This is a genomic window from Bifidobacterium sp. ESL0819, assembly GCF_052606245.1.
On record NZ_CP199587.1, the window covers coordinates 11,432 to 35,469 of the forward strand.

Genomic DNA, 24,038 nt, shown 5'->3' on the forward strand with positions numbered 1-24,038 from the left:
GACATGATAACCCTGATTGGCATTCAATCCTTGTAGGCGCGTTCGACTGGTCAGTCCTGGACGCGGGCGAATCCACCCACTGCCCAGGCCAGTCGATCCCGAAGATCGGGGTCCACTGCGAATAGCCCCAATCCGTGCACCCCTCGTTTAAGCAGCACATTGAACTCGTGCCGAAGATTATCCACAGGATTCATCTCCAGCTCCGGCCGTTGATTAGTCGCCAATGTGTTGCAACTGAGCTTCGGGTCGAATTCGATCTTTCCATTCCTATAAGTGACTGAGGGCCCGATAATGACCCCTGCGTAGTTGAGGTCAAAACCTTGGATGGTAAAGATAGAACCCACCTCATCAATGGTGAAGGGCAACTCGGCCCAAGCGATCCGGTGATTTGCAGCAGAGTTTCCCTGCGCCTCATATAGTTCGTAATTCCAGGGCATGGCGAATTCACCATCCCCTTCCTGACCCTCTTCGACCCATACCCACCGGCCTGAATCCTCTTGGCGCAGTACAACCTGCCAGTGACGGGAAGGATCCCGTGGGTCCGGGTGATTCCTGCTGTTGTAAGGCCAGTCATAGGTGGCTAGAAGTCGGCAGAGGCCCAAGGAGCCCTCGCTCCTTTGCTCTTGGTCCTTTCGACGAATGAACTTTCTCAAATCCTTTGGCGAATCAAAAACCTTGATCTCGTAAGGATGCTCCCAGGGATCCGGATGCAGTGGACCAATGACGCCATCCTTGGCCGTCACCCGATCCAGCCAGGCGCATGTTGCAGGATCAGCCTGAATGCGCATCTGTTGATCCAAACGAATATGACTAACCTGGAAAGTATCCTCACGTACATGCTGACCGTCCCGTGACTTTTCGCGGATGAGCATGGGTTGCGAGGAGGTCTGGTCATGTTCAGAACCCGTCAATCCCAGAAACCGACTTTCCTGGGCATCCACGAACTGGGATCCTCGCAAGATCTGTTCTGGGTCGAAGACTACAATGGCTACTTTTGCCCGCCGCAAAATGTCGTAGAGCTGGTTGCTCCCTGAGTAGCTCTGTGACCCTTGTGTCAGCAGCAGATGCGCCTCGTCAATCAGCACCACATCCGCCTGAGCGTCGACGCTATTCATGGGGTCCGCTGCTCTGCCTGTGGACCGACCATTTTGATTGGTGTGCTTGCTGAAACGGTTGATGAACTGGACAGCCCCCACCACGCACTGACCGCGTTTCTTTTGCAATCCCAGCTTCAGAGCCATCTGGTTGTAGACATTAGCCTGCTCGGCCTGGTTGACAATGATGTAGGAACGCTGCCTGGCCTTTGACGAACGGTTATCATCCTTGCCGTTCAAATTTCCGTAGATGCCGTATCTGGCACATATTTGATAGAAGAGATGGCTGAGCAAAACGGTCTTGCCAGTCCCTGACATGCCCTGAACGACAATGACCTGCGTATGGGCATCTTCAATCTGCACCGGCCCCGTCGACTCCGTCATCGAGTGGAAACCCTCGCTAGCGTTTTGAACTATCACCGACTCCAGCACATGCAGAACAGCCTCTTCAGCCCGCCGCTGTTCGTCAGTGAGCTTGCGGAAGGGCGAGGCTTTGAACAGGGCAGAGTCCAGGATCGCCTTCTCTTCCGGAAACAGATCGGGCTCCATCTGGTGCAGAGTCTGCCAGGCCTTGGAAAAGATGCTGTCGAATTCATCGCTAGTGTAGTACATGTCCTGAGCGTTGGTTCTACGGTTCATAACCAGCTTGACCGAGTCGACGCTCTGCATATACCCCATCAACCGATTTTCCATATCCAGTGTCAGAGATTTATTGAAGTGACGATCACCGATGATGTACTGGCAGACCCTGTCATGATTATTGCGCATGAACCGCACCAGGCGTTCCCAATCCGTCCGGGTCCGTGGATCCAACTCAATATGCTGCCTGGTTCGAGAACGAATGTCGTTGGTTTCCCCGACGTAAACCACATAAGGAGACCCACCGCCATGCTTTTTGCCGCTGTCCCTTATATCAGCAGAGACAATGTATACAGTGGGATAGCGCAGGAACAGCTCCTCAAGCAGCCTCTCCTCCAAATTGCTGCCCTGACTGCCAACAGCTTCCCTCTGCTTGTACTCTGCAATGGCTTTGGAAAAATCTTCATCCCTGGAGTCGCCATAGGGCAAAGTCATCACCACAGGCTGCGGCGCGCTTGATGAATCCATGGTTTTCACTATGCCACGAACCCACACCAATCTCATGGCAGGCGGGCCGACTGGTAGGCTCGAAACCATGATCAGCGAGGAAACAGAAGCAGCGGTGATGGATTTTGTGCATGAGCGCGACTGGGATCAATTCCACACGCCCGCCAACCTGGCCAAATCCATCTGCATCGAAGCTGCAGAACTCTTGGAATGCTATCAGTGGGGAGATGATCCTAGGGACGGTGATGAGGACCACGTGACTGACGAGCTGGCGGACGTGCTTACCTATTGCATCCAGCTAGCGGATCGGCTGGATCTGGACATGGACAGCATTGTCATGGACAAACTGCAAAGGACGGCCCACAGGTATCCAGTGGCTGCTTCGCGCGGTTCCAGCCGAAAATATCGGCCCCTGCAGTAGACGGATGAATTCAGCAAGTCTATGCTGCGGATGACTCCGATCGTCCGAGCCGCCTGGCGATCAGTGCTGACAAGTCATCCAAGGTAACTCCGACATAGCTATTTATGGAAGCGAACTGAGGGCCTGATGAAGTGTCCACCGGGTTGGCGCCGGTATAGGCCACTGTGGTGGCGCCCGATGCCACAGCAGAGGTGATTCCCGTCAAGGTATCCTCAAAAGCCAAACAGGAGGTCATCTGAGCAGGGCTATTGATGTCCAGCAAACTAGCTGCATGAAGATAGGGCGCGGGATCAGGCTTCTGTGCCAGTCCGTCATCCCCGCAAACATAATCAGCGAAAGCCCCTTCGGGCGCCTTGGCGACCACAGCCTGAGCCATGCGGCGTGGCGACGTGGTGACCAGAATCGAAGGGATCCCGGCCGCAACAAGGCCTGCCAAGATGTCACGCACCCCGTCAATCCATGGCATGTGATGCGCCTCCAAGGCGATCACCCCATCGATCAACAGATCGGGGATCTGGTCCTCAGGAACGCCAAGACCCCGATCGCGCATCAGCTTTGCCACCTTAGGCAAAGGTCTGCCAGAGACCTGCCAACCCATGTCGGCATTCCAGTCTCCGCCATGTTCGCGTGCCAGATCCATCTCCGCCTGATGCCAGTAGGGCTCTGAGTCGATCAAGGTCCCGTCCATATCCCAGAAGACGGCCAGTGGCTGACAGCCCCCTTCAGGCCGAGCCTCATCAGTCGATCCGGCATGGCTTTCTTGCATCTGATACCCCATGTTCATGTATCTACCCTATCGGTAGGGCCTGTCGAAAGTTGCATGCCAACAAGAGACCTATCCAGGCACCAGTTCATTCGGCGTTACCGAAGACCTGGTTGCGCAGCTCATTGCGCTGGGTCTCGTATTGGGTGAGCTGACCGAGAAGATCGAACTTCTCCTGCCCGTCTGGCAACTGATTCATCCGGTGCCGAGCAGAAGCAATCAGCCGCATGTAAGTGGCATCCAGCAGTCTTGCCAGCAGCTCTGAAGCATACTGACGCTCCTCCGGGCTGGGCTGTCTCAGCTGAGCATCCGCTTCCTGGGAGCCCGCCACCTGATCGTCTCCCTTGTTGACGACCATGGAGCCCGAGCCTGCCCCCTTCTGCCCATACTCCTGTGTATCCGAGTTCAAGGGCAGGGGCATGACGGCCAGCTCGTTGATGGCCGACTCCAACATGGGCCCAGCTGCCTTGGTCAGATTATGCATCCACAGTCCCTGGGGCGTCTTGCTGTCGGGAAGACCTCCGGTCGCCTGCACAGCCCGATAGAGGGAACGGAAAATCGGGACCTCAAAACTATCCGGACTGAGCTGGGCAAAAGCATTCGATCCGACCGCACCGGGAATCTGGATGAGTACACCCATGAACTGCTGCTCGCAGATAAATACGGCATCATCGATGCGATGGTATCCCTGTCGGAGAGCATCCTCACGCTGTATCCTGCGGCGTCGCATAGCATCGTCACTGCCGTAGCCTGCGCGCCCCTCCGATTCGCTCGAACCGCGGCGAGGAGTACGGATCGCATAGGCATCCCGGTCCTTCACATGCAGCTTGTGGCGGGCCTTGTTAACCTCCTCGCGCAGAAGATCCAGATCCACGCCGATTTGCCTGGCGGTCTTGCGGGTGTAGGCCCCCACCAGGGAGCGGTCCCTAATCTGGGCCAAAATGGGCGCCACAGCTTTGACCGCCCCCATCTGCCCGGTGGTGTACTGAGTGTCAAACATGGCCACGGCGGTGTCGATGACGAAGTCATACAGCGGTCGGGCATGCTCGACCAGGGATCGCACCGCCTCATCGCCGTAACGGATTCGCAGATCGCAGGGATCCAGATTCTCCCGAGCCACCGCCACGAAAGTCTGCGTCAGAAAGCTCCCGTCAAGGCCGAAGGCATGCAGGGCGGCCTTCTGCCCGGCGGCATCACCGTCGAAGGTGAAGACCACCCTGGAACCCTGGACCGGCCCTACCAGTTGGATAGCCCCCAGGGCGTCGTCAGAGATGAGACGGCGGACGATCTTGGCATGGTCCTCGCCGAATGCAGTGCCGCAAGTGGCTACTGCCGTGTCGACGCCGGCAAGGTGACATGCCATGACGTCGGTATAGCCCTCCACAATAACCACCTGCCGCTTTTTGACGATGGCCTCCTTGGCCAGGTCGATGCCGTAGAGCACCTGATTCTTGCGGTAAAGCTGAGTGTCCGGCGTGTTGATGTACTTGGCATTGATGCCGTCGTCCTCGTAGAGCTTGCGAGCGCCGAAACCCAGGGTGCGGCCTGTGGAATCCCTGATAGGCCAAGTGACCCTGCCCCGGAAGTAGTCGTAGACTCCCCGTTGCCCCTGCCTGGCTAGTCCGGCATCCAGCATCTCCTGCTGGGTGAAGCCCTTGTCGGACAGGTGGCGGACCAGGTTATCCCATCCGCGAGGGGCGTATCCGCAGCCAAAATGGGCGCTGTCAGCCTGCGAGAAGGTCCTGCCGGCCAACAATTTGCGCGCAGCCAGCGCCTCCTTGCTCATAATCTGCGAAACGAAGAAGCGCTGGGCCTCCTCATTGGCCTCCAGCAGCCGGGAACGTTTGGACCCATGGCGCTGGTCCTGACGGGAATTTTCGTAATGCAGCTCGATCTGGTACTTGTCTGCCAGGATCTCGACGGCATCGCCGAATTCGACATTCTCCTCCCGCTCCACATAAGTGAAGACATCGCCGCCCAGACCGCAGCCGAAGCAGTGCCAGACACCCAAGGAGGGACGCACTGAAAAGGAAGGGGTCTTCTCGTCGTGGAAGGGGCACAGACCCATGTAGGTGCCGGAACCGGAAGGCTTCAGGGTCACGCTTTCAGATACGATCTCATACAGATCGGCCTTGGCTCTGACCTTCTCGATGTCTTCCTTCTTGATCATTCCGGACATGACACCCAGCCTACCGGTCCAGGGCGATGTGTTGCGTCCGGCATAAACGCCGCAGGCCTAGGAACAGACCAGGGAATGCAGGGCCAGCGCCGAGCCGTCGGTCAAGGAGGCCACCTGGTCGATGGCCACCCGCAGGCGCTCCCCATCCGAACCGGCATTACGCCAATCCTCCATGAAGACGTCCTCCAAGGCATCAGAGGGCGCTGGCGAGTCGGCCATCATCACCTCAACCAGGTCGGTCACGATTTTCAGCTGCTCTTCGTGGAAGGGCTCCTTCTCGCGGGGAGCCATGACGAAATAGACAGCGATCCCCTTCAAAGCCACAATCTCATAGGAGGTCCGAGGAGGAATGACCAGCCCAGCCGAATATCTGGCCAGCGGGCCTTGGCCGTGGCGACCTCGTGTAGCCGCCTCCACTGAATCGGCGAAACGGCCGATCAAATAGCTGGTGGTGTTCTTCAAAGTAGCCAGAGCGCGGCGTGAACCATCGAAGCCCAGCGGCAACAGGCCACGGACGGTCTCCAGGGCTCGGACCAGCTGGTCAGCATCCCAGCGGTCGCCATACCAGGATCGGGCAGCCCGGACCACGCCATCGATGATCCGGGGCTCGGCCAGCCGTTCAGGCGCGAAAGAACCGACCACGATAGCATCCTCCACGTCGTGGACGCTGTAGGCGATGTCGTCAGCCAGGTCCATGACCTGGCACTCCATAGGCGTGCTGGCCGGCGGCGCCCCCTGCTTAAGCCAATGAAAGACCTCCTGATCGTCAGGGTAGACGCAGAACTTGGCGGTCCTCTCCCCCTTTGGATGAGCCGAGGCCTGGGCCAGAGTCCAAGGATATTTGACCGCAGCGTCCAGGGCGGCTCGGGTCAGATTGACTCCTGCTGAACGTCCGTCCGGATGGAAGACCTTGGGCTCCAGCCTGGTCAGCAGGCGAAGGGTCTGCGCATTGCCCTCGAATCCCCCTATACCGGAGGCCAGTGAGGACAGGGCGCGTTCGCCGTTGTGGCCGAAGGGCGGATGACCCAGGTCATGAGCCAGGCAGGCACAATCCACCACGTCGGGATCGCAGCCCAGCATGGTCCCGATCTGCCGTCCGATCTGGGCCACCTCAAGGGTGTGGGTCAACCGTGTACGGGCAAAGTCGTCAGTACCGGCGACCAGAATTTGCGTCTTGGCCCCCAACCGACGCAGCGCCGAAGAATGAACCAGGCGCGCCCTATCTCTTTCAAAGGCGGTCCTGCCGCTGGTCTTTGGCGGCTCTTGGGCCCACCGTTCCTGGTCCCGGGCAGAGTAGCCCTCGGCCAGCAGGCGGGATCCACCCCCTTCGTCATTGCCCATCAGGCGCGCCCGCTCCGTTCAGTCCAGATCGTCCACGACCACCACTTCAGTAGGCACATTGCCCGCCGTGGCCTTGGAATAGGGGCAGAGCTCCTGGGTGCGTTCCACCAGTCGGGTGGCCAGATCGCGTTCGACGCCGGGCAGGCTGACCTCGATCAACGCTTTGATGCCGAAGGACTCGCCCTGGTCGCCGAGGGAGATATGAGTGCGCACTCTGCTCTGGGCCAGCTTGGTGGCCGGTACGCGCAGTTCTTTGCCTGCCAGGCCCATGGCTCCCTGGAAGCAGGCGCCCCACCCAATGGCGAAGAGCTGCTCGGGATTGGTGCCCTGGCCCTTGCCCCCCATGGCCTTGGGCGTGTCCAGGTCTAAGGAGAGATCGGGCTCGTGGCTGACCGCATGGCCCTCGCGGCCTCCAGTGATGTCAGCTACGGCTGTGTATGAGATATTGCTGGGTTCATTTCCTGTATATGTAGTCATAACCTCATCTCACCACTTATATTGCCCCTTGACAAGACCTTCGGACCAGGTTCTGCCTGTGATAGTGGTCTCAAAGAATTGAGTCAGGGGCGAACAGGTGCAGGTCGGAGGGGTCGACCACCTCATGCACACCAAGATAGAGCCGTGGAATCCGACTACGCAGGCAGGTGAAGATCTCATAGCTGATGGTGTCGGCGGCCCGGGCCCAGTCATCGGCGGTTGGCTCCGCCTGATCCTCCCCTCTGCCTGGCCCGAAGAGCACAACGGTATCGCCCTCGCTCACGCCAAAGTCGGAGGCCAAGCCTTTGAGATCAAGCACGCACTGGTCCATGCAGACCCTTCCAGCAACGCGAACCAACCTAGGCCCTTGACTAGTCATTAGTCGGACGGGCCCGCCCAGGTGCTCTCGACCCATAGCGCCCTCGCAGTCGAAGCCCGAGGCTGACCTGTGTATCCCATCGGCGTAGCCCAAGGGCATGATGGCCGTGCTGGTGGGCTTCTCCGTCAGATAGGTGCGTCCATAGGAGATGCCGTGACCAGCCGGCATATCCTTGACAGTGCCCAGCTGAGCCTGAAGGGTCATAGCCGGACGCAATCCATAGTCAGCCGAAACCCCCATGGAGGGATCAGGCTCGTATCCGTACAGGCCAATGCCCGGACGGGTCAGGTCATAGCGTATCCCAGGACGGCTGAGCGTGGCAGCAGTGTTGGCCAGGTGCCGTACTTCGGGCTTCATGCCTGCGGCCGTCATCCTGTCAGAGAACTCCTCAAAGAGGGCGATTTGCTCGTCAGTGGACGACACGAACTCGTCCACGCCAGGCATGTCGGCCACTGCCAGATGACTGAAAAGCCCAACAGGCTCCAACAGGCCCTCGGCGGCCAGGCGAGAGAGCTCGCGCAGAGCGTCCCCGAAGGTTTCAGGAGTGAAGCCGTTGCGTCCGAAGCCGGTGTCCACCTTGACGTGGACGCGAGCAGGTCTGCCAACCCGATCCGCCGCCTGGGCCGCCATGTCCATGGTCTTCAATGAACCGACGCCCAGATCTATGTCAGCCTGGATCAGCCCGTCAAAGGGAGCGCGGTCCCCGTTGAACATCCATGACAGAATCCTGCAACGGTCTGGGCCGATGCCCGCCCGACGCAGGCAGAGGGCCTCGCTGGACTGGGCCGTGCCCAGCCAGGTTGCCCCGCCGGCCAGTGCCGCCAGAGCGGCTGGGATAAGCCCATGGCCGTAGGCATCGGCCTTGACTACGCCCATGACTGCAGCACCAGGGTTCGTGGAATGAACCAGATTCACCAGGGTGGCCATATTGGCCTTCAAGGTCCGCAAGTCCACGATGATCTGCCCGGGATAAGCCTGAAGGGCTTGCTCGTAGTGCTTTTTGCCCTCGGGCCCGGAGAATCGCCATGCCGGTGCTGCACTCAATGTCATGGCTCCATTGTGCGACGGCGCTGCGACGGTCGGCACCCGCCATCAGACAGCGACCAAGTGCTTGGCCGCCTTTTCGCGCTCCGCCAGGTCGAGCGGACGGTCGTGCCGCTGGTAGGCCACCCGCACGTTCTCAATCTCCTTGTTCTCAGGCATGATGATGTTGCCGCAGCGGGTGAAGCCATGAGTCTCCAGGATGTGCTGCATGGCGTAGTTCTTCAGTCCCGTATCAGCGCGGATATTCTCGTATCGGCGCATGCTCCAGTCAAGCAGGTCCCCGGCCGCGTGACGCCCCAGTCCCGAGGCGGCCACCCGATGGATGGTGGTATAGGGCCGATCATCCAGCCAGCTGCCATCGATGACTCGATAATCCGGCTCCGGGTCATGGAAGAGGGCGAAGACGCCGATGATGCGCTCATGGCTGCCTTTGTGCTCGTCAAGCTCGGGTTCAGGGTAGACGGGATCCTCAGGAATGTGGTCCATGCCAGCCGCATCATCTACCAACAGCATGGTGTGGCCCCCGGCGATGTCCTCGCGGATGCGTTCGGGCAGGGGGTACTTGTCCCCCCACTGATGGGGGTTGCCGGTCTCGGCCATCCGCTTTCTGGCGTAGGCGTAGACAGGCATGATCGCCTCAAAGTCGTCCATGGTGGCATGACGGATCCAACGTGCAGTTTCCATCGCGTACCTGCTCACTGTGGCTACCTCTTTCTCGACCGGTGCGGCAGGGACGAGACCCGCCCCTGCGATTGCCGAAGTACGAGTGTATCCAACAGAAAGCTGGCACGAAGTGAGTACGCATTGAGCGAATCAGGGAATAGTTTGGGCTATTCTGCGACCATCATAAGAATTCAGAGCCTATCTCCATCAGCTACGTAGCCAGACTCTCATGCTTCCCCTCTCCCGATTGGCCCAAGCATAGTAAGGGACCAGTTTCATGCTTGCAGATCGCTCATGCCTATCCGACAGGGGCATGTAGAGCGGATCATCAGGGTTGTCCTCGGAAGCAAGCATGGCTGGTACGGTCAGCACGTCGACGCCGCCCAGCAGATCCTGGTGGAATTCAGATGACACTTTCCCAGGATCCATAAGAACTCGGTACTGCCACAGCTTTCCCGGGTTATCGGTCGACTCGGCGCAATACACCAGAGGACCTCGCATAAGGGCCACGGATCCGGCATCCGACGAAACCCGCGAGTTGGCTCTCATGAACTTAACGTCCATATTCATTTCCAGGTGAACATGGCACCTTTGGCCCGGAGCCAGATCCACATAGAAGAATCCGCGGTCAGGTTCCGTCGATTCTTCAGATCCGTCAAGGGTCAACTTGTATGAATTCGCCGTCCAACCAGGCACTCTGATGCCAAAACGAACCGGTCCGAGTGCATCCGCGTCCATCTTCAAGTCGTAATCGACAAGACCGCTCCATGGAAAATTCGTAGACTGTACAACTTCAAGACCATTGTCGAAGCTGGCCTGATTGGCGATGAACTGATGGCTGAGCACCGTGCTGTCATCAGGCCTTGCATAAATATATCTATCCACGGAAGCGATCAGCCGGGCAATGTTGGCGGGACAGCATGCACAACCAAACCAGTCCACTCTATGCGCCAGAACGTGATGGCGATCTGGATTGTCCACTCCCTCGGGATCAACCTGGAGAGGATTGACATAGAAGTACTGACGCCCATCCAAACTGATGCCCGCCAAGGCACCGTTGAAAAGCTCACGCTCCAGGACATCGCCATATTCGCCATCTGCATCCAGCGCGAGCATTCTCTCGGTCAGCATCGCAACTCCGACCGACGCACAGGTTTCCCCGTACATGGTGTCATTGGGGAGGTCGTAATCATAGGTAAGAGACTCACCGACGTGAGTGGACCCGATATTCCCCGTGATGTACATGCGTTTGTCGACCAGGTTGTGGCATAGTCGGCGTACCGTGCGTTCCAAGTCTGCATCCTGGGTAATGGCGGCCAGATGAGCCATGCCCGTGCACAGATACATCAACCTCACCGCATGTCCGTGAGCTGTTTGTTGTTGGCGAACCGGCCGCTCAGCCTGAAAGTACTCCAGAGGATAATCAGCCATATCCGGCGCAATCTGCTCACCCGGCGCGCTCTTTTGCTGCTTTTCGTAGAAACGTGGATCCTGCCCGCGAATATCGATGAGATAGGCGGCCAATTGCTTATACCGCTCTTCACCAGTGGCCTCAAAAAGCTTGCAAAGGGCAAGCTCAATTTCCGGATGGCCGTCAGCCCCGTGGATTTTCCCTTCTTCGGGTCCAATATGCGCATCAATGCAGTCAGCCATCCGACGAGCTATATCCAGTGCCTGCCCATTGCCGGTGGCTTGGTAATAGGCCAGTCCCGCTTCTATATAGTGACCCATGCTGTAGGTTTCATGGGATTGCTGCAGCTGCGTGAAAGGCCTGCGATTCGCCCAAGGCCCCGTCCCAATCTGAAAAGCGGTGACCAGGTACCCGTCTGGAGCCTGGGCCCGGGAAATAAGATCCACAGTTCTGTCACAGACCTCCTGCAGATGAGGATCCGGATGGTACTTCAGCACATAAGCAGCCTCCTCCAGCCACTTGTAGACATCCGAATCCTGGAAGACCATCCCTTTGAATTCTCCAGCCTGCTCACCTGCGGCGATGCGCAGATTGCCGACAGCATGACTGAGCGGGTCGGAACCCTGGTTTCCTGCTGGATCATCGGGCACATTCACATCGACTTGATCATTGAGGACCTGCCACTGATAGGGCAAAACCACACGTGCGATCTGCTCCCGCCGTTGTTTCCAAAAAGCTGATGTAATCCGAACCCGGGGTTCACTAGGCAGTGGCTTCCCGCGCAACTGTGATTTTCTCATTCGTTCTCCTTCTGTCCCTGATCGCCAACGCGGACCGTCAGCCCTTGACCGCACCTGCCATGAATCCCTTGACGTAATACTTCTGAAGCGCCAGGAAGAGGATTGCTGCGGGCAAGAGCAACACAACCACGCCTGCCTCTGTAGCTCCATAATCAATGACGCCCATGGTCTGCTGACGCATGTTGACCAAGGCCAACGGCAGAGGGGCATGCGAAGATCCGACCAGGTAGAGGGGAATCATGAAGTTATTCCATGCTTCCAGGAAGGCCAGCAGCCCCACGGTCACCATAGAGGGTTTGACTACAGGCATCAGGATCTTGACCAGCGCCTGCAGGCTGTTGCATCCGTCCACCATGGCGGCCTCTTCCATGTCCTTGGGAATGGCATCAAAGGCTATGCGCATGATGAAGGTGCTCATGGGAAGCTGGAAAAGGGTCAGTACAAGGCCGACACCGACCAGCGAATCGTTCAGACCGATGTCCTTGTACCAGACCATGAGCGGTATCAGCAGGGACGCATACGGCACCATGAGAATGGACAGCGTCACCATAAATCCCAGATCATGGCCTGGATATTCAAATCTGGAGAAGGAGTATCCGGCCATAGTGCATACGATTACGGAAAGCACCACCGTAACCAGGGTGATGACCACCGAATTGGCCAGGTAGGTAGGCAACCCGTCCTGGTAATGCAGCAAGGTCAGATAATTGCCCGGCCCCCATCCATCCGTCTGAGCAGATCCCGTCTGCGGACTGAAGGAACAGACGACTACCCATATCAGGGGAGCTACGAAGACCAAGGCCAGCAGTGCCTGAAGAATCCTGCTTATGCAACGTTTCCACAAGGGCGTAGTCATGATTCCCCTTACTTGGTATTGTCGCGCAGACCGCGCATTTGAATGGAGTTAATGACGACCAGGGCCAGCAACACGATCAAGGAAAGCGCCGCAGCCATGCCCAGGTCTTTCTTGGAGTCGAAGGCGAAGTTGTAAATGAGCTCTACTACAGTCATGGTTGCGTTGTTGGGCCCACCCTTGGTCAGAATGAAGAACTGATCGAAAGCAAGAATGGACCCGGTCACGCAGTAGACCAAGCACATGACGATGGTCGGCCGCATCAGAGGAAGGGTGATTGACCTGAAAATCCGCCAAGTACCCGCCCCATCCATGCGTGCGGCTTCGTAAAGATCACCCGGAATGGATTGCAGACCTATCATCATGAGCAGCATGTAGTACCCCGAGAACCGCCAGACAATGACAATAATGGTGGCCCAAAGGGCACTCTGCCCGGTGGCCAGCACAGAACCATTGGCATCCATAAGACCAAGATGAGCGAGGATTTTCGTGACTGGGCCCACCTGAGGTGAATACAGAGCGTAGAAAAGCAACGATGCTGAAGCCAATCCGGTGGCGCTAGGCAGCAGGAAGCAAGTTCTAAGCACATTGTTCCATGCACTGGACTCCTGCACCAGCAAGGCCAGTCCCAGTCCGAGGACCAGGAGAATAACGGTCACTATGACCGTGTACTCCAAAGTGAACCCGATGGCGTGGGCAAGCAGTTCATTGTGCAGGACCTTAATGAAATTGGTGGGAAAATTCCAACCCCGATTGCCACCCATCAAGGTCCAGCGAGAACCCGCCATGACGATCAGCAGGACAATGGGAACGACGAAGAGGACGATGATGAACAGCCAATCGGGAAGAGCATAAATCATCCCTCGGCGCATTCTTCTTCCGCGCGCCTTGCTTCGTCTTCGTGTCACTGCTTGCTCACTGCTGCCTGACATATTGCACCCCTTTGCTTGGTCATGCCCATCGCTGGTTATCGTCAGGGAGGTTCCTGCGAAACCCCTCCGGCAAAACCGATGGACGCTTATCTACGACCATTCACTCCTTGGACAGGACCTTGCTGACCGCCTGATTGTCGGCTTGCAAATCGCCCTTGCCCCAGACGGCATTTTGAATCAGCAGCTGCCAAGGCGACCCGGCGGCATTGAACGCCTCATTGAAGGCCGGGGACTTGGGGGTCTGGCCATGACCATCGATGATGACGGAATTGATGGTCTGCACCCTCGGATCAGCATCGGTATAAGCGGTCTTCAGGGTACGGATGTTCGAGGCGGTGTCACCCTTGTCGGCGAATACCTGCTTCTGGCTATCCGCTTGCATCAGCCAAGAGAGGAAGTTCCAAGCCTGAGCGACATGCTTGCTGTCCTTGGAGATTCCCATGGCATCCCCGCCGAGGAAAGTAGCGGTCTTGCCCTTTTCAGTGCCGGGTATAGGAGACACACCGACCTTGAAGCCGCCCTTCTTCTCGGCCTCGATGACTGCGGTCACCGAAGTGTTGGGGTAAGGCATCACACCGACCTTGCCGTTGGCGAATGGGGCTGTCCAGGTGGCGCCTGTCTCTTCCTTGGAGCCTGCTCCCAAGCCATTGGTCGTCTCAGCAAGCTGATGGTAGGCGTCCAGAGTGGCCTTCATAGAAGGATTGTCCAGAGAGGCCTTGCTACCGTCGTCATTCATCACTTCATGACCATCAGCCCATGAGGACGGGAACAGATCAAATGCCAGCGCCCCGCCGGATTGACCAGCCAGATATGATCCTGAGACCCCATCCTTGTTCAAACCGGCGATCTTCTTGGCCTGGCTTGTGAATTCCTCTATGCTGTCCGGGCCTTTCTCCGGATCCAGACCGGCTTGCTGATACAGATCCTTGTTCCAGACCATGATCGATACATCGGTGATGAAGGGCAGCGTGTATTTCTTGCCATCCACGGTTCCCGCCTTGATGTGGCCCTGTTGGAGATCGGCTTTATTCGACAGGGCGTCGATTTGCTTGGTTATGTCCTTGAAGATGCCCTCAGAAGCCCAATATGGAATACGGACCACGTCACCAGCCAGGATATCCGGCAGCGACCCGGTCTGGGATGCTCCGCCGACCTTGCCTTCCATATCGTCGTTGGGAATGATCTCCAACTTGACCTTGTTCTTATGGGACTTGTTGTAAACCCCGACCACATTTTTTGCCTGCCGCTCCAACGGGGATCTGGTCCACAGGGTGATTTGAGCCCCGTCGTCCGTCCCCTTGGCCGGTATGTTGTCGGAAACTGCGCCGGACTGCGATCCTCCTCCACATGCGGCCAATGGCAGGAGCATGGCGGCAGCGGCTATGGCCGTCGTCGTACGTACGATGCTCTTCATCGAGATCATATCTGCTTCTTTCTCTACGTTCCCGCTCATCATTGAGAGCTGGCAGCGGAAACTCCGCTTAGCATTCGACGAGTGTCACTTGAATCCAACCGAATGGTCCAGGTCGAAAGCTCTTTCATCATATGCAAGATGAGCGAAAATGCAAAATCGCTTTCTCATAGTGTTACAAACCTATTTATTCTGCCCATACATAGTATTTTCTTCTGCACCATAGTTACGATTGCGAAAATAGCGGTCTGAGGTTTCGCAACTGCCGAAATCCTCGCAAGGCCGCACTAGCATAGGGATTAACACAAGGTGCAATCAACTGCTCGGAAAACTCGCGAACTGGAGTTGGACATGGAGAAGACAACACGGACTGTCAGGCTGTCGGATGTGGCGCAAATGGCCCAGGTGTCACTGTCGACGGCCTCTAAAGCGCTTCATGACCAGCCCAGAGTAAGTCCAGCGACCAGAAAAAAGGTTCGGGCAGCCGCAGAACGTCTGCACTACAGTCCAAACAAGATGGCGCAGTCCCTGGCCAGCGGCAAGAGCGGCATCATCGGCTTGGTCACCTCTGATCTGACCGGCCGTTTTTCGACCCCTATTCTGATTGGGGCCGAAAACGAGTTGCGCGCCGGCTCCGTATCTGTTTTGCTGGCCAACGCACGAGGCGACGAAGCCCTGGAACGTAGCCATGTTGAAAAACTTCTCTCGTTGAACGTGGATGGCCTGCTCATCGTGCAAAGAGAGACCAATCCCCGTTCCAGTCTAGGAAACGTGGGTGTTCCTTTGGTCTATGCATATGGACCTTCGACTAATCCCCATGATGCTTCGGTGACCTGCGACAATGTCGATGCCGGACGAATCGCAGTCAATTCGCTCATCTCCTGCGGACGCAACAAGATAGCCATCATTGGAGGCGACGAAACTTTTACGGCAGCCACAGATCGGACAAAAGGATCTCTTGAAGCCCTGGCAGAATTCGGCCTTGACCCCGCTGGGCCAATCCGATATGGTCGCTGGAATGAGAATTGGGGACGCGCGGCTACAAGACTATTGCTTGACCAAGGTGTCGATTTTGATGCAGTCGTCTGTCAAAGCGACCAACTGGCAAGGGGCTGCATCGATGCACTGAAACAACAAGGACTGTCGATTCCCGATGATGTAGCAGTAGTAGGCCACGACAACTGGGATGTGCTGGTCAACGCCTCCAGGCCTTCATTGACCAGCATCGACAACAACACTGAGCTTATTGGCCGCATTGCCGCTCGGCAGCTCATGGATGCCATCAAAGGCCAGCCGCACCATGGGATTGATTACGTACCCTGTCGGCTGATTCAGCGCGAGTCCACAGTCCCCATGGATTAAACGTGTCCTGTAGCACCCAGACAAAACAGGGGCCCAGGCAAAATTTTCATTTTCGCCTGGGCCATACCTGCCAATGTCTGTCAGCACTCAGACCAGCTTGCGCTCGTAAGGATCGGAGCTGATGCCGGCAGCCACGATGTCGCGGCTCCACTGCTTGGCTGAGAAGAGCGAATGGTCGCGGTAGTTGCCGCAGGAGGTGATCTCGGTGCCCGGCACGTCGTCCCAAGTGGCCTTTTCGGCGATAAACTCCAGCGACTCCTTCAAGGCCTTGGCCACATCTTCGGTCGAATGGCGGCCCCAGGCAAGCAGGTGGAAGCCAGTCCGGCAGCCGAAGGGGGAGCAGTCGATATAGCCGGGGATGCGCTCGCGCAGGAGCACGGCGATGGTGTGCTCGATTGTGTGCAGCCCGGCAGTTGGAATGGCGTTCTGATTGGGCTGAACCAAACGCAGATCATAGTTGGAGATGATGTCTCCCTGAGGGCCCTTCTCCTCGTCGATCAGACGAACGTAGGGTGCCTTGACCTTGGTGTGGTCCAGTTGGAAGCTCTCTACGATAGGTTTGTCAGCCATTGTTATTCCTTTCCTGTCGGGCGCCCAGCGTAAAAGGCAGCCGCGATGAAGTCATGCACATCTCATGGTAGGCCGACCCGCCTATCAGATTCTGCCCTGCCGCTGACCACATTCACTCCTCTTCCGGCTGAGAAATCGGAAATGACCCCCATGAACTGGGGTCCATACTGCTCCAGCTTATGCTGTCCCACCCCGTTGACAGCCAGGAAGGTCGCATCATCGACTGGTCGAAGACGACACATGTCGCGCAGGGTCCTGTCGGAAAAGACAATGTAGGGAGGCTTGCCGATCTCGCGGGCTATGCTGGCCCGCAGATCGCGCAGCTCCTGGAAAAGTTCCTTATCCTCTGGGCTGGCATCGCTTGCTCCGGCCTGGTCGAGACCGTCGTCGAGCGTCGAACAGGACCCGCCGCCGTAGACCTTGCCTGAGGCATGCGGGCGTTCCGTCTGCTTGATCTCGTAGTGGAAGTCCGGGCTGACCGTTTGTGCGGCCTTGGGTCCGAAATGGACCATGAGCAGTCGTCCCTCGGTGATGTACAGATATCCGTCCGAGGCCATCTGATTGAGCACATCACGGATTCGCGCCTCCGGAACCTGGGCCAGAGCGCCATAGCTGGGGCACCGATCCAGCCCGCGCCGAAGCAGATCCTGCGAGCGCGAGCCCCGTAGTATCTGCGCAATCTTCCCGGAGCCGAACCCCTGGTTCACATCATGAACGCACCTGCTGACGGCACGGGCCACATCGCTCACGTCGATGGTCTTGAAGGTGCTCAGACAGTTGGAGCAGTTCCGGCAGCCGCCGCTTACCATGTCGGAATGTCCGGAAAGGGTGGCCTCCCCCTTGCCGGCCTCGGCAGGCGAAAGACCTGCGGCAGCCTGGTCCACCTCTTCGCCGAAGTACCGCAGCATGTACTGGTGAAGACAGCCAGTAGTCCGACAGTAGCCGATCATGACGTTGAGCAGACGCCGGTGCTCGGCTCTGACCGCTTCAGTCTGGTCCCCGGTGAGCCTGTCGTTGCCGTTGTCCATGTCCAGCAGACGTCTGCGGGTGACGATATCGCTCTCGTTCCACAACAGGGAGCAGCGGGCTGGCTCGCCGTCGCGCCCCGCCCTGCCGGCCTCCTGGTAGTAGGCCTCGATGCTCTCAGGCATGTTGTGATGGATAACATAGCGCACGTTGGACTTGTCGATGCCCATGCCGAAGGCGTTGGTGGCCACGACCACCTGCACCTTGTCGTTGACGAAGTCCCGTTGGGCCTGTTCCCTGTCCTGGGCATCCATGCCCGCGTGGTAGCTGACAGCGCTGACACCGGCCTTGCTCAGATCGTCCGCCAGGGCTTCGGTCTCCTTACGGGTGGCGCAGTAGACGATGCCCGAGTCGTCTCCATGCTTCAGGGCGTATCGGACCACCCAGCGATTCTTGTATTTGCTCTCCAGCTTGATCACGTCGAAGAAGAGGTTGGGCCTGTCGAACCCCGTCACAGCCACATACGGGTCGTTAAGACCCAGCATGTATACGATGTCACGCCGAACCTTCTCGGTCGCCGTGGCGGTGAAGGCCGCAACTGTAGGACGATACGGCAGAGACCTGATGAAATCCCCAATGCCCAGATACGCAGGTCGGAAATCCTGACCCCACTGGGATACGCAGTGAGCTTCGTCCACAGCCAGCAGGGAGATCCTTGTACGCTGAGCGAATTCCCTGAATCGAGGGGCGTCCAGCCGCTCCGGCGCCACGTAAAGAATCTTGCTGTGCCCCTGGGAGGCCTGTGCCATGGCTAGGGACTGCTCGTCCATGCTCTGAGTGGAATTGACGAATGAGGCCTGGATGCCAGCATCCTCCAGCCCATCCACCTGGTCCTTCATCAGGGAAACCAAGGGAGAGATGACGATGGTCAGACCGTCCAGAAGGGTGGCAGGAATCTGATAGCAGATGGACTTGCCAGCCCCGGTCGGCATGACACCCAGGCAGTCCCGCCCATCCAGAATGGCCTTGACCAGATCCTCCTGACCCGGGCGGAAGGACTCATATCCGAAATACCGCTTCAGCGCCTGCCCTGCATTCTGGATGTCCACCATGATTCACCAGTCTATTGCCTGGGAAGGAGTCAAGCAGTAGGTGAACGACCATGTGGACAATCGTCAACGGGATGCATAGCTATCCTGCCACTAATCCAGAATGCTGAACCCTTGGATGGCTGGTAACTGCCGACGGCTGGTGAGCCAGCAGCTGAAGAGGACGCACATGGCGGAGAAGACCAGGGTGAAGACCACCTGGGGCCAGAGCACATACACGGTGAAGTATCCCCAGAGGTCCGTATTCATGAAGGGGCTCAAGGTCTTGTACATCCAATGGCCGCGCATAAGGTTGATGATCTGAACCGCCGCTTGCTGCCATCCCCAAAAATTCCAGCCAGAAATCGAATGCCAGAAACCAACACAGATCAACAGTCCTGCCAACAGCAGGCATCTGCCTTTTCGATCAAGACGGGCGGCCAGGTCACCCAGCACCTGGCCAAGCAGAACGAAGGCTACCTGCACCATAAAGGCATGCAGCGCCAGAGCCAGCCAACGGGACGGCTGCTGGGCATACGACTGGTTAAAGCATGACACACTCCAGGGATCAAGAGTCAGTCTCCAAGGCGAACAGCCCTGTACGAGAAACCTTTGGTAACTTTCCGTAAAGGGCATCCATCCGATTTGGCCTAGGCTGCTGATAATCGCGACCACGATCATGAAAGTGCTTGTCGCCAGGGCCATGACCACATTGGAGATGATCTGGGTCCATGCGATTGTGGAACGGGTCACGGCGTTGGAGACCAGGGGCCGAAAAGTCGTCAGTGAGCAGACAAAGGCGGTGGCCATGAGCACCATCTCGGTGAATAGACCGGTGAATCCAGAACTCAAGGGGATAAACCCCATAACCCCCAGAGCGAGGACGAGGGCCCAAATCAAAAAGACGATCAGCCTCGGCATCACCTGTACGCGCAGGGCCATACGGGTCTGCACCGCAGGCGACAGGAAGCGCTTGATTTGAGCCCAGCCTTCAGCAGGTCCGGCACCTAGGTCGGGGCTGTCTGACCCCGGCTTGGTCTTCGTTCCTACCGTCTCTGCAACTTGCGTGTTACTCATTGTGCTGCACCTTCCGTAATCTGGACGAAGTAGGTCTGCAAGTCCATGGGGGCGACAATAAGCCCCTTGGGCTGCTCGTCGGGCACCGGACCCTCAAAGCTGACGCGCAGCAGGTCGCCGATGCGCTGTCTGCCCAGCAGCTTCGGGTCGCCCTGTGCAAGATAGCCCTCCAAGTCACGCGGACGGCCAGTGACAGTGGTCCCCAGACCTGACAGATCATCCACGCTGAAAGATCGCAGGACCCGCCCCTGGTCGATGATCGTGGCGCGGGAGATGAGCTGGCTGACCTCGTTGATGATATGGGTAGCGATGATCATGGTCGGTCCGCGGCGCTGATAGGACTCCAGAAGGAAGGAGTAGATCCTCTCCCTGGCCGCCGCATCCATTCCTGTCGTCGGTTCATCCAGAATGAGATATTCCACAGGCAGGCAGAGTCCGATGACGTCCTTGACCACCTGACGCTGCCCCATGGAAAGGGAGGCAAAAGTGTCAGTCAGCCTCAATGCGAAGCTCTTAAGAATACTCTCAGCCAAGTGCCAGTCGAAACCGCCGTAAAACCCCTCGGCCATGGCAAATGCCTGTCTAATGCGCCGTCGGGATGGATAGGGCCAGGTTTCGTTGACCAGGGCCACGCGGCGAGCGATTCTTGAGTCGTTGACCAGATCGCTTCCATCCAGGTGGATCAGCCCCTGGTCAGGAAGTGCTCTGCCCGTCATCAGATTGCACAGGGTGGACTTGCCGGCCCCGTTCCGCCCGAAGAGTCCATATATATTGCCGGGCTCAAAGCAGAGTGAAATCTCATCCAGGGCCTTCAGCTTTCCGTACGATTTGTCCACCTTGGAAACTGTCAGACTCATTGGTAGACCCTTTCTATGATGGCGTCCAGGTCCTCACGGGATACGTCCAGAGCCTTGGCTTCTTCGACCAGATCCTGGAACCTTCCGTTCAGGAGTTCCCTCCTGCGACGCTCACGAACACTCCGGCCCGCACCGGCAGTGACAAACATGCCCAGTCCCCGCCGTTTCTCCAGAAGGCCCCGGTCGACCAGTAGGTTCATCCCCTTGAGAACGGTGGCCGGGTTGATCTGGTAGGCGGTGGAGATTTCCGTGGTGCTGGGAATCCTTTCACCGTCGGCGACCAGACCCTCGGCTATGGCTTCGGCCAACCGGTCTGCCACCTTCACGAAAACGGGCCGACCATCCGGTATTTCGATCGCCATCGTTTGACCGCCTTGTCTGCCTTGATTCGGAGCGTCGAATTAGGACCTTTTACAACTGTTTATTACTTAGTTACTTGAGTAACTAACCAACAGTCTACGACTCCCTCTCACAACCGTCAAATCACATGCAGTCCTCATCCGCCCGATTGCTCTGCGCATATGCTCCTGCCGCCCACTTTCATCCCGGCTAGGATGGGCATGTCCTCATGTAATTCCGCTTGCCGGAATGCCGGATGAATCCGGTACCTACAGGGTCGCAGCTGCCAGTAACTGCCGGGTATAGGACTGCTTGGGATGATTGAGAATGGCGTTCACCGGCCCCTCCTCCACCACCTTGCCCCGGACGAGCACCATGACCCTGTCTGCGATGTGCTGGACAACGCCCAGATCATGGGAGATGATGATCATGGACATCCCATTCGACGGATCGGCCTGCTGCCTGGACTGTGCCATGATGGATTGAAGGGTATGGAGAATCCCTACGCGCGCCGAGACGTCGATGGCGCTCATAGGCTCATCAGCCAAGAGTATCCGGGGCTTGACAATCAAAGCCCGGGCTATGGCCGCACGCTGGGCCTGGCCTCCGGACAGATCCGAGGGATAGGCCGTCATGAGCCTGTCGGGGTCAAGCTGAACCGCTGACAAGACTTTGGCCACCTGATCGGCAAGACCCGTCCCGTCCTGACGACGATGCCATAGGTGCCCGCTCCCCCTGCGTCTGGCAGCCAGAAGAGGCTCAGCGACTGACCGGCCAATGGTCCACCGGGGATCCAGGGAGGCAAAGGGATTCTGAAAGACCAGAGCAGAGTCCCGGGCAAGCGCCTTGGCGGCCGGGGAACCATGCAGAACTGGTCTGCCCTCGTATGCCACCTGTCCGGCATCAGGCCTCAACTGGCCAAGGAGCAGACGGGAAAGCGTGGTCTTCCCTGAACCAGACTCCCCTATGATTGCCAGGCACTCCCCCGGCAGGAGTGAGACATCGATTCCGTCAACTGCGGCCTTTCGAGCCATGCCGCTGCCCGTGGAGGCATAGACCTTGGTCAGGCCCTTTCCGGTCAGGATCGGATCGGCAGGTGCATCGTCAGTCAGCCTCATGCTTGCCTCCATCTGCGCTCAGCGTCAACTCTCTGGCAGCTCTCACCAGAGTCCTGCCCTGTGGACTGGATGGGTCGCGCAGAATGCCCTGCGTCTGCCCGCTTTCCACCAATCGACCCGCGTCAAGGATGTAGCAGTAATCAGCAACCCGGGCCAGGACGGAGAAGTCATGTGTGATGAACAGGAGGGAGGCCCCGCTCTGGTCGACCAAGGAGACCAGCAAGTCAACAATCTGCCGCTGGGTGATGGCATCCAGGGCTGTGGTGGGCTCGTCTGCCAGTATCAGTCTGGGCTTGGTGACGAGGGCCGTGGCTATAGCCGCCCGCTGCTGCTGACCCCCTGACAGCTCATGCGGATAGGAGCCAGCCAGATCCGCATCCAACCCCACCTGTTGCAATATCTCCATGACCCGCCTGCGCCTTTCCTGGGCGCTCAGGCGATAGTGGCGGCGAAGAGGAAGCTCCACCTGGTCGTAAATCTTCTTTACCGGGTTCAGTGCTGTAGAAGGATTCTGAAAGACCATGCCCATCCGGGCACCGCGCAGGTCCGCCAGGGACCGATCATCGGAACCGAGAATCTGGAGCCCGTCCACCAGAATGGATCCCGACAGGGAGGCCGTCAGTGGTGCGGTGCCAAGAACGCTGCGGGCAATCATCGACTTTCCGGAGCCTGAGGAGCCGATCAGGCCGACCCGTTGTCCATCCGCCACCCTGAGGTTCACCCTGTCAAGAATGGTGCGTCCATTGATGGATAGGCTCAGGCCGTCAATATTCAGCGACATCATTGCCTCCCTCGCCTGCGTAAATCGCATTCTCGACAAGATGGTCGGAATCATCTAATTGCGCAGAAACCGCCTGAGGCGCAGGTTGAAGAGCAGACCGTCCGGCGGCAGCCACGGCGGCCCTGAGCCTGGAGTTGGTGACCGGATCGATGGCATCACGCAGCGCATCACCGAACAGGTTCAGCGCCACCACCACCATGGTGACTACCAGGCCAGGCCAGAGCACGGTCAGCGGAAAAACGTTGATGAACTTGACCGAGGCGGTCAGCGAGTGCCCCCAGGAGGGCAGACCGGAGGGAACGCCCACCCCCAGGTAGGTCAACCCTGCTTCAGCCAGAACGGAGGTCCCCGCCGACATGGAAAGCTGCACGCACAGGACCGGAATGACATTGGGCACCAGATGGGTGCAGAAGATTCTGAAGGACCCGACTCCGCTGTGCAGAGCGGATTGCACATAGTCCGACTCTGCCGCCAGGAGCGCCTGGGGCCTTACAATTCGGGCCAGGTTGAGTCCGTAGCCGAATCCGCAGGCCACGACAACCACGGCGATGCTGGGCCCCAGGGGAACGGCCAGGATCAGAGCCAACAACACTGTAGGCAGGGAGATCAGAGCATCGACCAGGACTACGACCGTCTGCGATACTCCAGAGCGGTGCGAAACCATGGCCATGACCAGAAGAAGTCCCAGTACGCCTGACAGGATGACAGCCAGAAAGCTGATGGCCAGGTTGGTTGCCGACCCCGCCATCAGCCAGGAGAGGATGTCTGCTCCAGTGCCGTCCGTACCCAACAGGTGGTCGCGGCTGGGGGCCCGCCAGATCCGGTACCCGTCGGTGGTCCAGATAGGCACCGGGGTCCAGAACCTGGAGACCAGGGAGACCAGGATCCATACGGCCAGAACAATCAACGAGTATCGACCTGAGGCCTTGCGCCACATGCTGGCCAGCACCACCCGCATCCGTCCGAAGAATCCCAGTCGGCCCGGGAATGCGGCCTTCGATCCCAAGCGGGGCCTGTCTGCGTGTT

Annotated in this window: 21 protein-coding genes; 2 read left to right on the plus strand and 19 right to left on the minus strand. The window is 58.1% G+C overall.

Annotation, left to right across the window (positions count from 1 at the left end):
- Positions 1-50 precede the first annotated feature (50 nt).
- The gene (locus ACUIAD_RS00050) at positions 51-2,201 is read right to left on the minus strand and encodes a DNA/RNA helicase domain-containing protein (protein ID WP_445343291.1); all 2,151 of its coding nucleotides are present in this window, start codon (positions 2,199-2,201) and stop codon (positions 51-53) included.
- Positions 2,202-2,268: 67 nt separating this feature from the next.
- On the opposite strand from ACUIAD_RS00050, the gene ACUIAD_RS00055 reads away from it, so the two are divergent.
- Positions 2,269-2,601, plus strand: a complete 333-nt coding sequence (locus ACUIAD_RS00055; protein WP_110452558.1) for a nucleotide pyrophosphohydrolase — start codon at positions 2,269-2,271, stop codon at positions 2,599-2,601.
- A gap of 19 nt (positions 2,602-2,620) precedes the next feature.
- On the opposite strand, the gene ACUIAD_RS00060 is transcribed toward ACUIAD_RS00055, so the two are convergent.
- From ACUIAD_RS00060 to ACUIAD_RS00105, 10 genes are all read right to left on the minus strand, one after another.
- Entirely contained in the window at positions 2,621-3,367 is a 747-nt protein-coding gene (locus ACUIAD_RS00060; RefSeq protein WP_445343292.1) for an HAD family hydrolase, read from the minus strand.
- Positions 3,368-3,452: 85 nt separating this feature from the next.
- Positions 3,453-5,543 (minus strand): DNA primase, encoded by a 2,091-nt coding sequence (gene dnaG / locus ACUIAD_RS00065; RefSeq protein ID WP_445343293.1) that lies wholly within the window; start codon positions 5,541-5,543, stop codon positions 3,453-3,455.
- A 57-nt stretch (positions 5,544-5,600) separates the two neighbouring features.
- Positions 5,601-6,884, minus strand: coding sequence for a deoxyguanosinetriphosphate triphosphohydrolase (locus ACUIAD_RS00070; protein WP_445343294.1), 1,284 nt, complete (start codon positions 6,882-6,884; stop codon positions 5,601-5,603).
- 18 nt (positions 6,885-6,902) lie between these two features.
- Positions 6,903-7,361: an Ohr family peroxiredoxin gene (locus ACUIAD_RS00075; protein ID WP_110452435.1), complete on the minus strand. Its 459-nt coding sequence runs from the start codon at positions 7,359-7,361 to the stop codon at positions 6,903-6,905.
- Between the two features lie 70 nt (positions 7,362-7,431).
- Positions 7,432-8,790, minus strand: coding sequence for an alanine racemase (gene alr, locus ACUIAD_RS00080; protein ID WP_445343295.1), 1,359 nt, complete (start codon positions 8,788-8,790; stop codon positions 7,432-7,434).
- A gap of 42 nt (positions 8,791-8,832) precedes the next feature.
- Complete coding sequence (locus tag ACUIAD_RS00085; protein ID WP_445343296.1) at positions 8,833-9,468, minus strand: N-acetyltransferase; 636 nt, start codon at positions 9,466-9,468, stop codon at positions 8,833-8,835.
- Between the two features lie 186 nt (positions 9,469-9,654).
- Entirely contained in the window at positions 9,655-11,658 is a 2,004-nt protein-coding gene (locus ACUIAD_RS00090; RefSeq protein ID WP_445343833.1) for a glycoside hydrolase family 127 protein, read from the minus strand.
- A gap of 37 nt (positions 11,659-11,695) precedes the next feature.
- On the minus strand, positions 11,696-12,514 hold the full coding sequence (locus ACUIAD_RS00095; protein ID WP_110452439.1) for a carbohydrate ABC transporter permease: 819 nt from the start codon (positions 12,512-12,514) through the stop codon (positions 11,696-11,698).
- Positions 12,515-12,522: 8 nt separating this feature from the next.
- Positions 12,523-13,443, minus strand: coding sequence for a carbohydrate ABC transporter permease (locus ACUIAD_RS00100; protein WP_110452440.1), 921 nt, complete (start codon positions 13,441-13,443; stop codon positions 12,523-12,525).
- Positions 13,444-13,543: 100 nt separating this feature from the next.
- Entirely contained in the window at positions 13,544-14,866 is a 1,323-nt protein-coding gene (locus tag ACUIAD_RS00105) for an ABC transporter substrate-binding protein (protein ID WP_445343297.1), read from the minus strand.
- A 339-nt stretch (positions 14,867-15,205) separates the two neighbouring features.
- On the opposite strand from ACUIAD_RS00105, the gene ACUIAD_RS00110 reads away from it, so the two are divergent.
- Positions 15,206-16,216, plus strand: a complete 1,011-nt coding sequence (locus ACUIAD_RS00110) for a LacI family DNA-binding transcriptional regulator (protein ID WP_110452442.1) — start codon at positions 15,206-15,208, stop codon at positions 16,214-16,216.
- An 87-nt stretch (positions 16,217-16,303) separates the two neighbouring features.
- Here the strand turns inward: ACUIAD_RS00110 and ACUIAD_RS00115 are convergent, their stop codons facing one another.
- The 8 genes from ACUIAD_RS00115 to ACUIAD_RS00150 all read right to left on the minus strand — a co-directional run bounded on the left by ACUIAD_RS00115 (position 16,304) and on the right by ACUIAD_RS00150 (position 23,970).
- Positions 16,304-16,786: an S-ribosylhomocysteine lyase gene (locus tag ACUIAD_RS00115; RefSeq protein WP_029678668.1), complete on the minus strand. Its 483-nt coding sequence runs from the start codon at positions 16,784-16,786 to the stop codon at positions 16,304-16,306.
- Between the two features lie 62 nt (positions 16,787-16,848).
- Positions 16,849-18,864, minus strand: a complete 2,016-nt coding sequence (locus ACUIAD_RS00120; protein WP_445343298.1) for a RecQ family ATP-dependent DNA helicase — start codon at positions 18,862-18,864, stop codon at positions 16,849-16,851.
- A 90-nt stretch (positions 18,865-18,954) separates the two neighbouring features.
- Positions 18,955-19,917, minus strand: a complete 963-nt coding sequence (locus tag ACUIAD_RS00125; RefSeq protein ID WP_445343299.1) for a hypothetical protein — start codon at positions 19,915-19,917, stop codon at positions 18,955-18,957.
- The gene (locus ACUIAD_RS00130) at positions 19,914-20,774 is read right to left on the minus strand and encodes an ATP-binding cassette domain-containing protein (protein ID WP_445343300.1); all 861 of its coding nucleotides are present in this window, start codon (positions 20,772-20,774) and stop codon (positions 19,914-19,916) included. The genes ACUIAD_RS00125 and ACUIAD_RS00130 overlap by 4 nt, the downstream gene beginning before the upstream one ends.
- The gene (locus ACUIAD_RS00135; RefSeq protein ID WP_110452446.1) at positions 20,771-21,136 is read right to left on the minus strand and encodes a GntR family transcriptional regulator; all 366 of its coding nucleotides are present in this window, start codon (positions 21,134-21,136) and stop codon (positions 20,771-20,773) included. Before ACUIAD_RS00135 ends, ACUIAD_RS00130 begins: the two co-directional genes overlap by 4 nt.
- Before the next feature lie 246 nt (positions 21,137-21,382).
- Entirely contained in the window at positions 21,383-22,231 is an 849-nt protein-coding gene (locus ACUIAD_RS00140; RefSeq protein ID WP_110452447.1) for an ABC transporter ATP-binding protein, read from the minus strand.
- Complete coding sequence (locus tag ACUIAD_RS00145; RefSeq protein WP_110452448.1) at positions 22,218-23,012, minus strand: ABC transporter ATP-binding protein; 795 nt, start codon at positions 23,010-23,012, stop codon at positions 22,218-22,220. The genes ACUIAD_RS00140 and ACUIAD_RS00145 overlap by 14 nt, the downstream gene beginning before the upstream one ends.
- Complete coding sequence (locus ACUIAD_RS00150) at positions 22,996-23,970, minus strand: ABC transporter permease (RefSeq protein WP_445343834.1); 975 nt, start codon at positions 23,968-23,970, stop codon at positions 22,996-22,998. Before ACUIAD_RS00150 ends, ACUIAD_RS00145 begins: the two co-directional genes overlap by 17 nt.
- Positions 23,971-24,038 lie beyond the last annotated feature (68 nt).

Coding starts and splice junctions, on each gene's coding strand:
- ACUIAD_RS00050 (WP_445343291.1), bottom strand. CDS start 2,201: ATGGATTCATCAAGCGCGCCGCAGCCTGTGGTGATGACTTTGCCCTAT.
- ACUIAD_RS00055 (WP_110452558.1), top strand. CDS start 2,269: ATGATCAGCGAGGAAACAGAAGCAGCGGTGATGGATTTTGTGCATGAG.
- ACUIAD_RS00060 (WP_445343292.1), bottom strand. CDS start 3,367: ATGCAAGAAAGCCATGCCGGATCGACTGATGAGGCTCGGCCTGAAGGG.
- dnaG (WP_445343293.1), bottom strand. CDS start 5,543: ATGTCCGGAATGATCAAGAAGGAAGACATCGAGAAGGTCAGAGCCAAG.
- ACUIAD_RS00070 (WP_445343294.1), bottom strand. CDS start 6,884: ATGGGCAATGACGAAGGGGGTGGATCCCGCCTGCTGGCCGAGGGCTAC.
- ACUIAD_RS00075 (WP_110452435.1), bottom strand. CDS start 7,361: ATGACTACATATACAGGAAATGAACCCAGCAATATCTCATACACAGCC.
- alr (WP_445343295.1), bottom strand. CDS start 8,790: ATGACATTGAGTGCAGCACCGGCATGGCGATTCTCCGGGCCCGAGGGC.
- ACUIAD_RS00085 (WP_445343296.1), bottom strand. CDS start 9,468: ATGGAAACTGCACGTTGGATCCGTCATGCCACCATGGACGACTTTGAG.
- ACUIAD_RS00090 (WP_445343833.1), bottom strand. CDS start 11,658: ATGAGAAAATCACAGTTGCGCGGGAAGCCACTGCCTAGTGAACCCCGG.
- ACUIAD_RS00095 (WP_110452439.1), bottom strand. CDS start 12,514: ATGACTACGCCCTTGTGGAAACGTTGCATAAGCAGGATTCTTCAGGCA.
- ACUIAD_RS00100 (WP_110452440.1), bottom strand. CDS start 13,443: ATGTCAGGCAGCAGTGAGCAAGCAGTGACACGAAGACGAAGCAAGGCG.
- ACUIAD_RS00105 (WP_445343297.1), bottom strand. CDS start 14,866: ATGATCTCGATGAAGAGCATCGTACGTACGACGACGGCCATAGCCGCT.
- ACUIAD_RS00110 (WP_110452442.1), top strand. CDS start 15,206: ATGGAGAAGACAACACGGACTGTCAGGCTGTCGGATGTGGCGCAAATG.
- ACUIAD_RS00115 (WP_029678668.1), bottom strand. CDS start 16,786: ATGGCTGACAAACCTATCGTAGAGAGCTTCCAACTGGACCACACCAAG.
- ACUIAD_RS00120 (WP_445343298.1), bottom strand. CDS start 18,864: ATGGTGGACATCCAGAATGCAGGGCAGGCGCTGAAGCGGTATTTCGGA.
- ACUIAD_RS00125 (WP_445343299.1), bottom strand. CDS start 19,917: ATGAGTAACACGCAAGTTGCAGAGACGGTAGGAACGAAGACCAAGCCG.
- ACUIAD_RS00130 (WP_445343300.1), bottom strand. CDS start 20,774: ATGAGTCTGACAGTTTCCAAGGTGGACAAATCGTACGGAAAGCTGAAG.
- ACUIAD_RS00135 (WP_110452446.1), bottom strand. CDS start 21,136: ATGGCGATCGAAATACCGGATGGTCGGCCCGTTTTCGTGAAGGTGGCA.
- ACUIAD_RS00140 (WP_110452447.1), bottom strand. CDS start 22,231: ATGAGGCTGACTGACGATGCACCTGCCGATCCGATCCTGACCGGAAAG.
- ACUIAD_RS00145 (WP_110452448.1), bottom strand. CDS start 23,012: ATGTCGCTGAATATTGACGGCCTGAGCCTATCCATCAATGGACGCACC.
- ACUIAD_RS00150 (WP_445343834.1), bottom strand. CDS start 23,970: ATGCGGGTGGTGCTGGCCAGCATGTGGCGCAAGGCCTCAGGTCGATAC.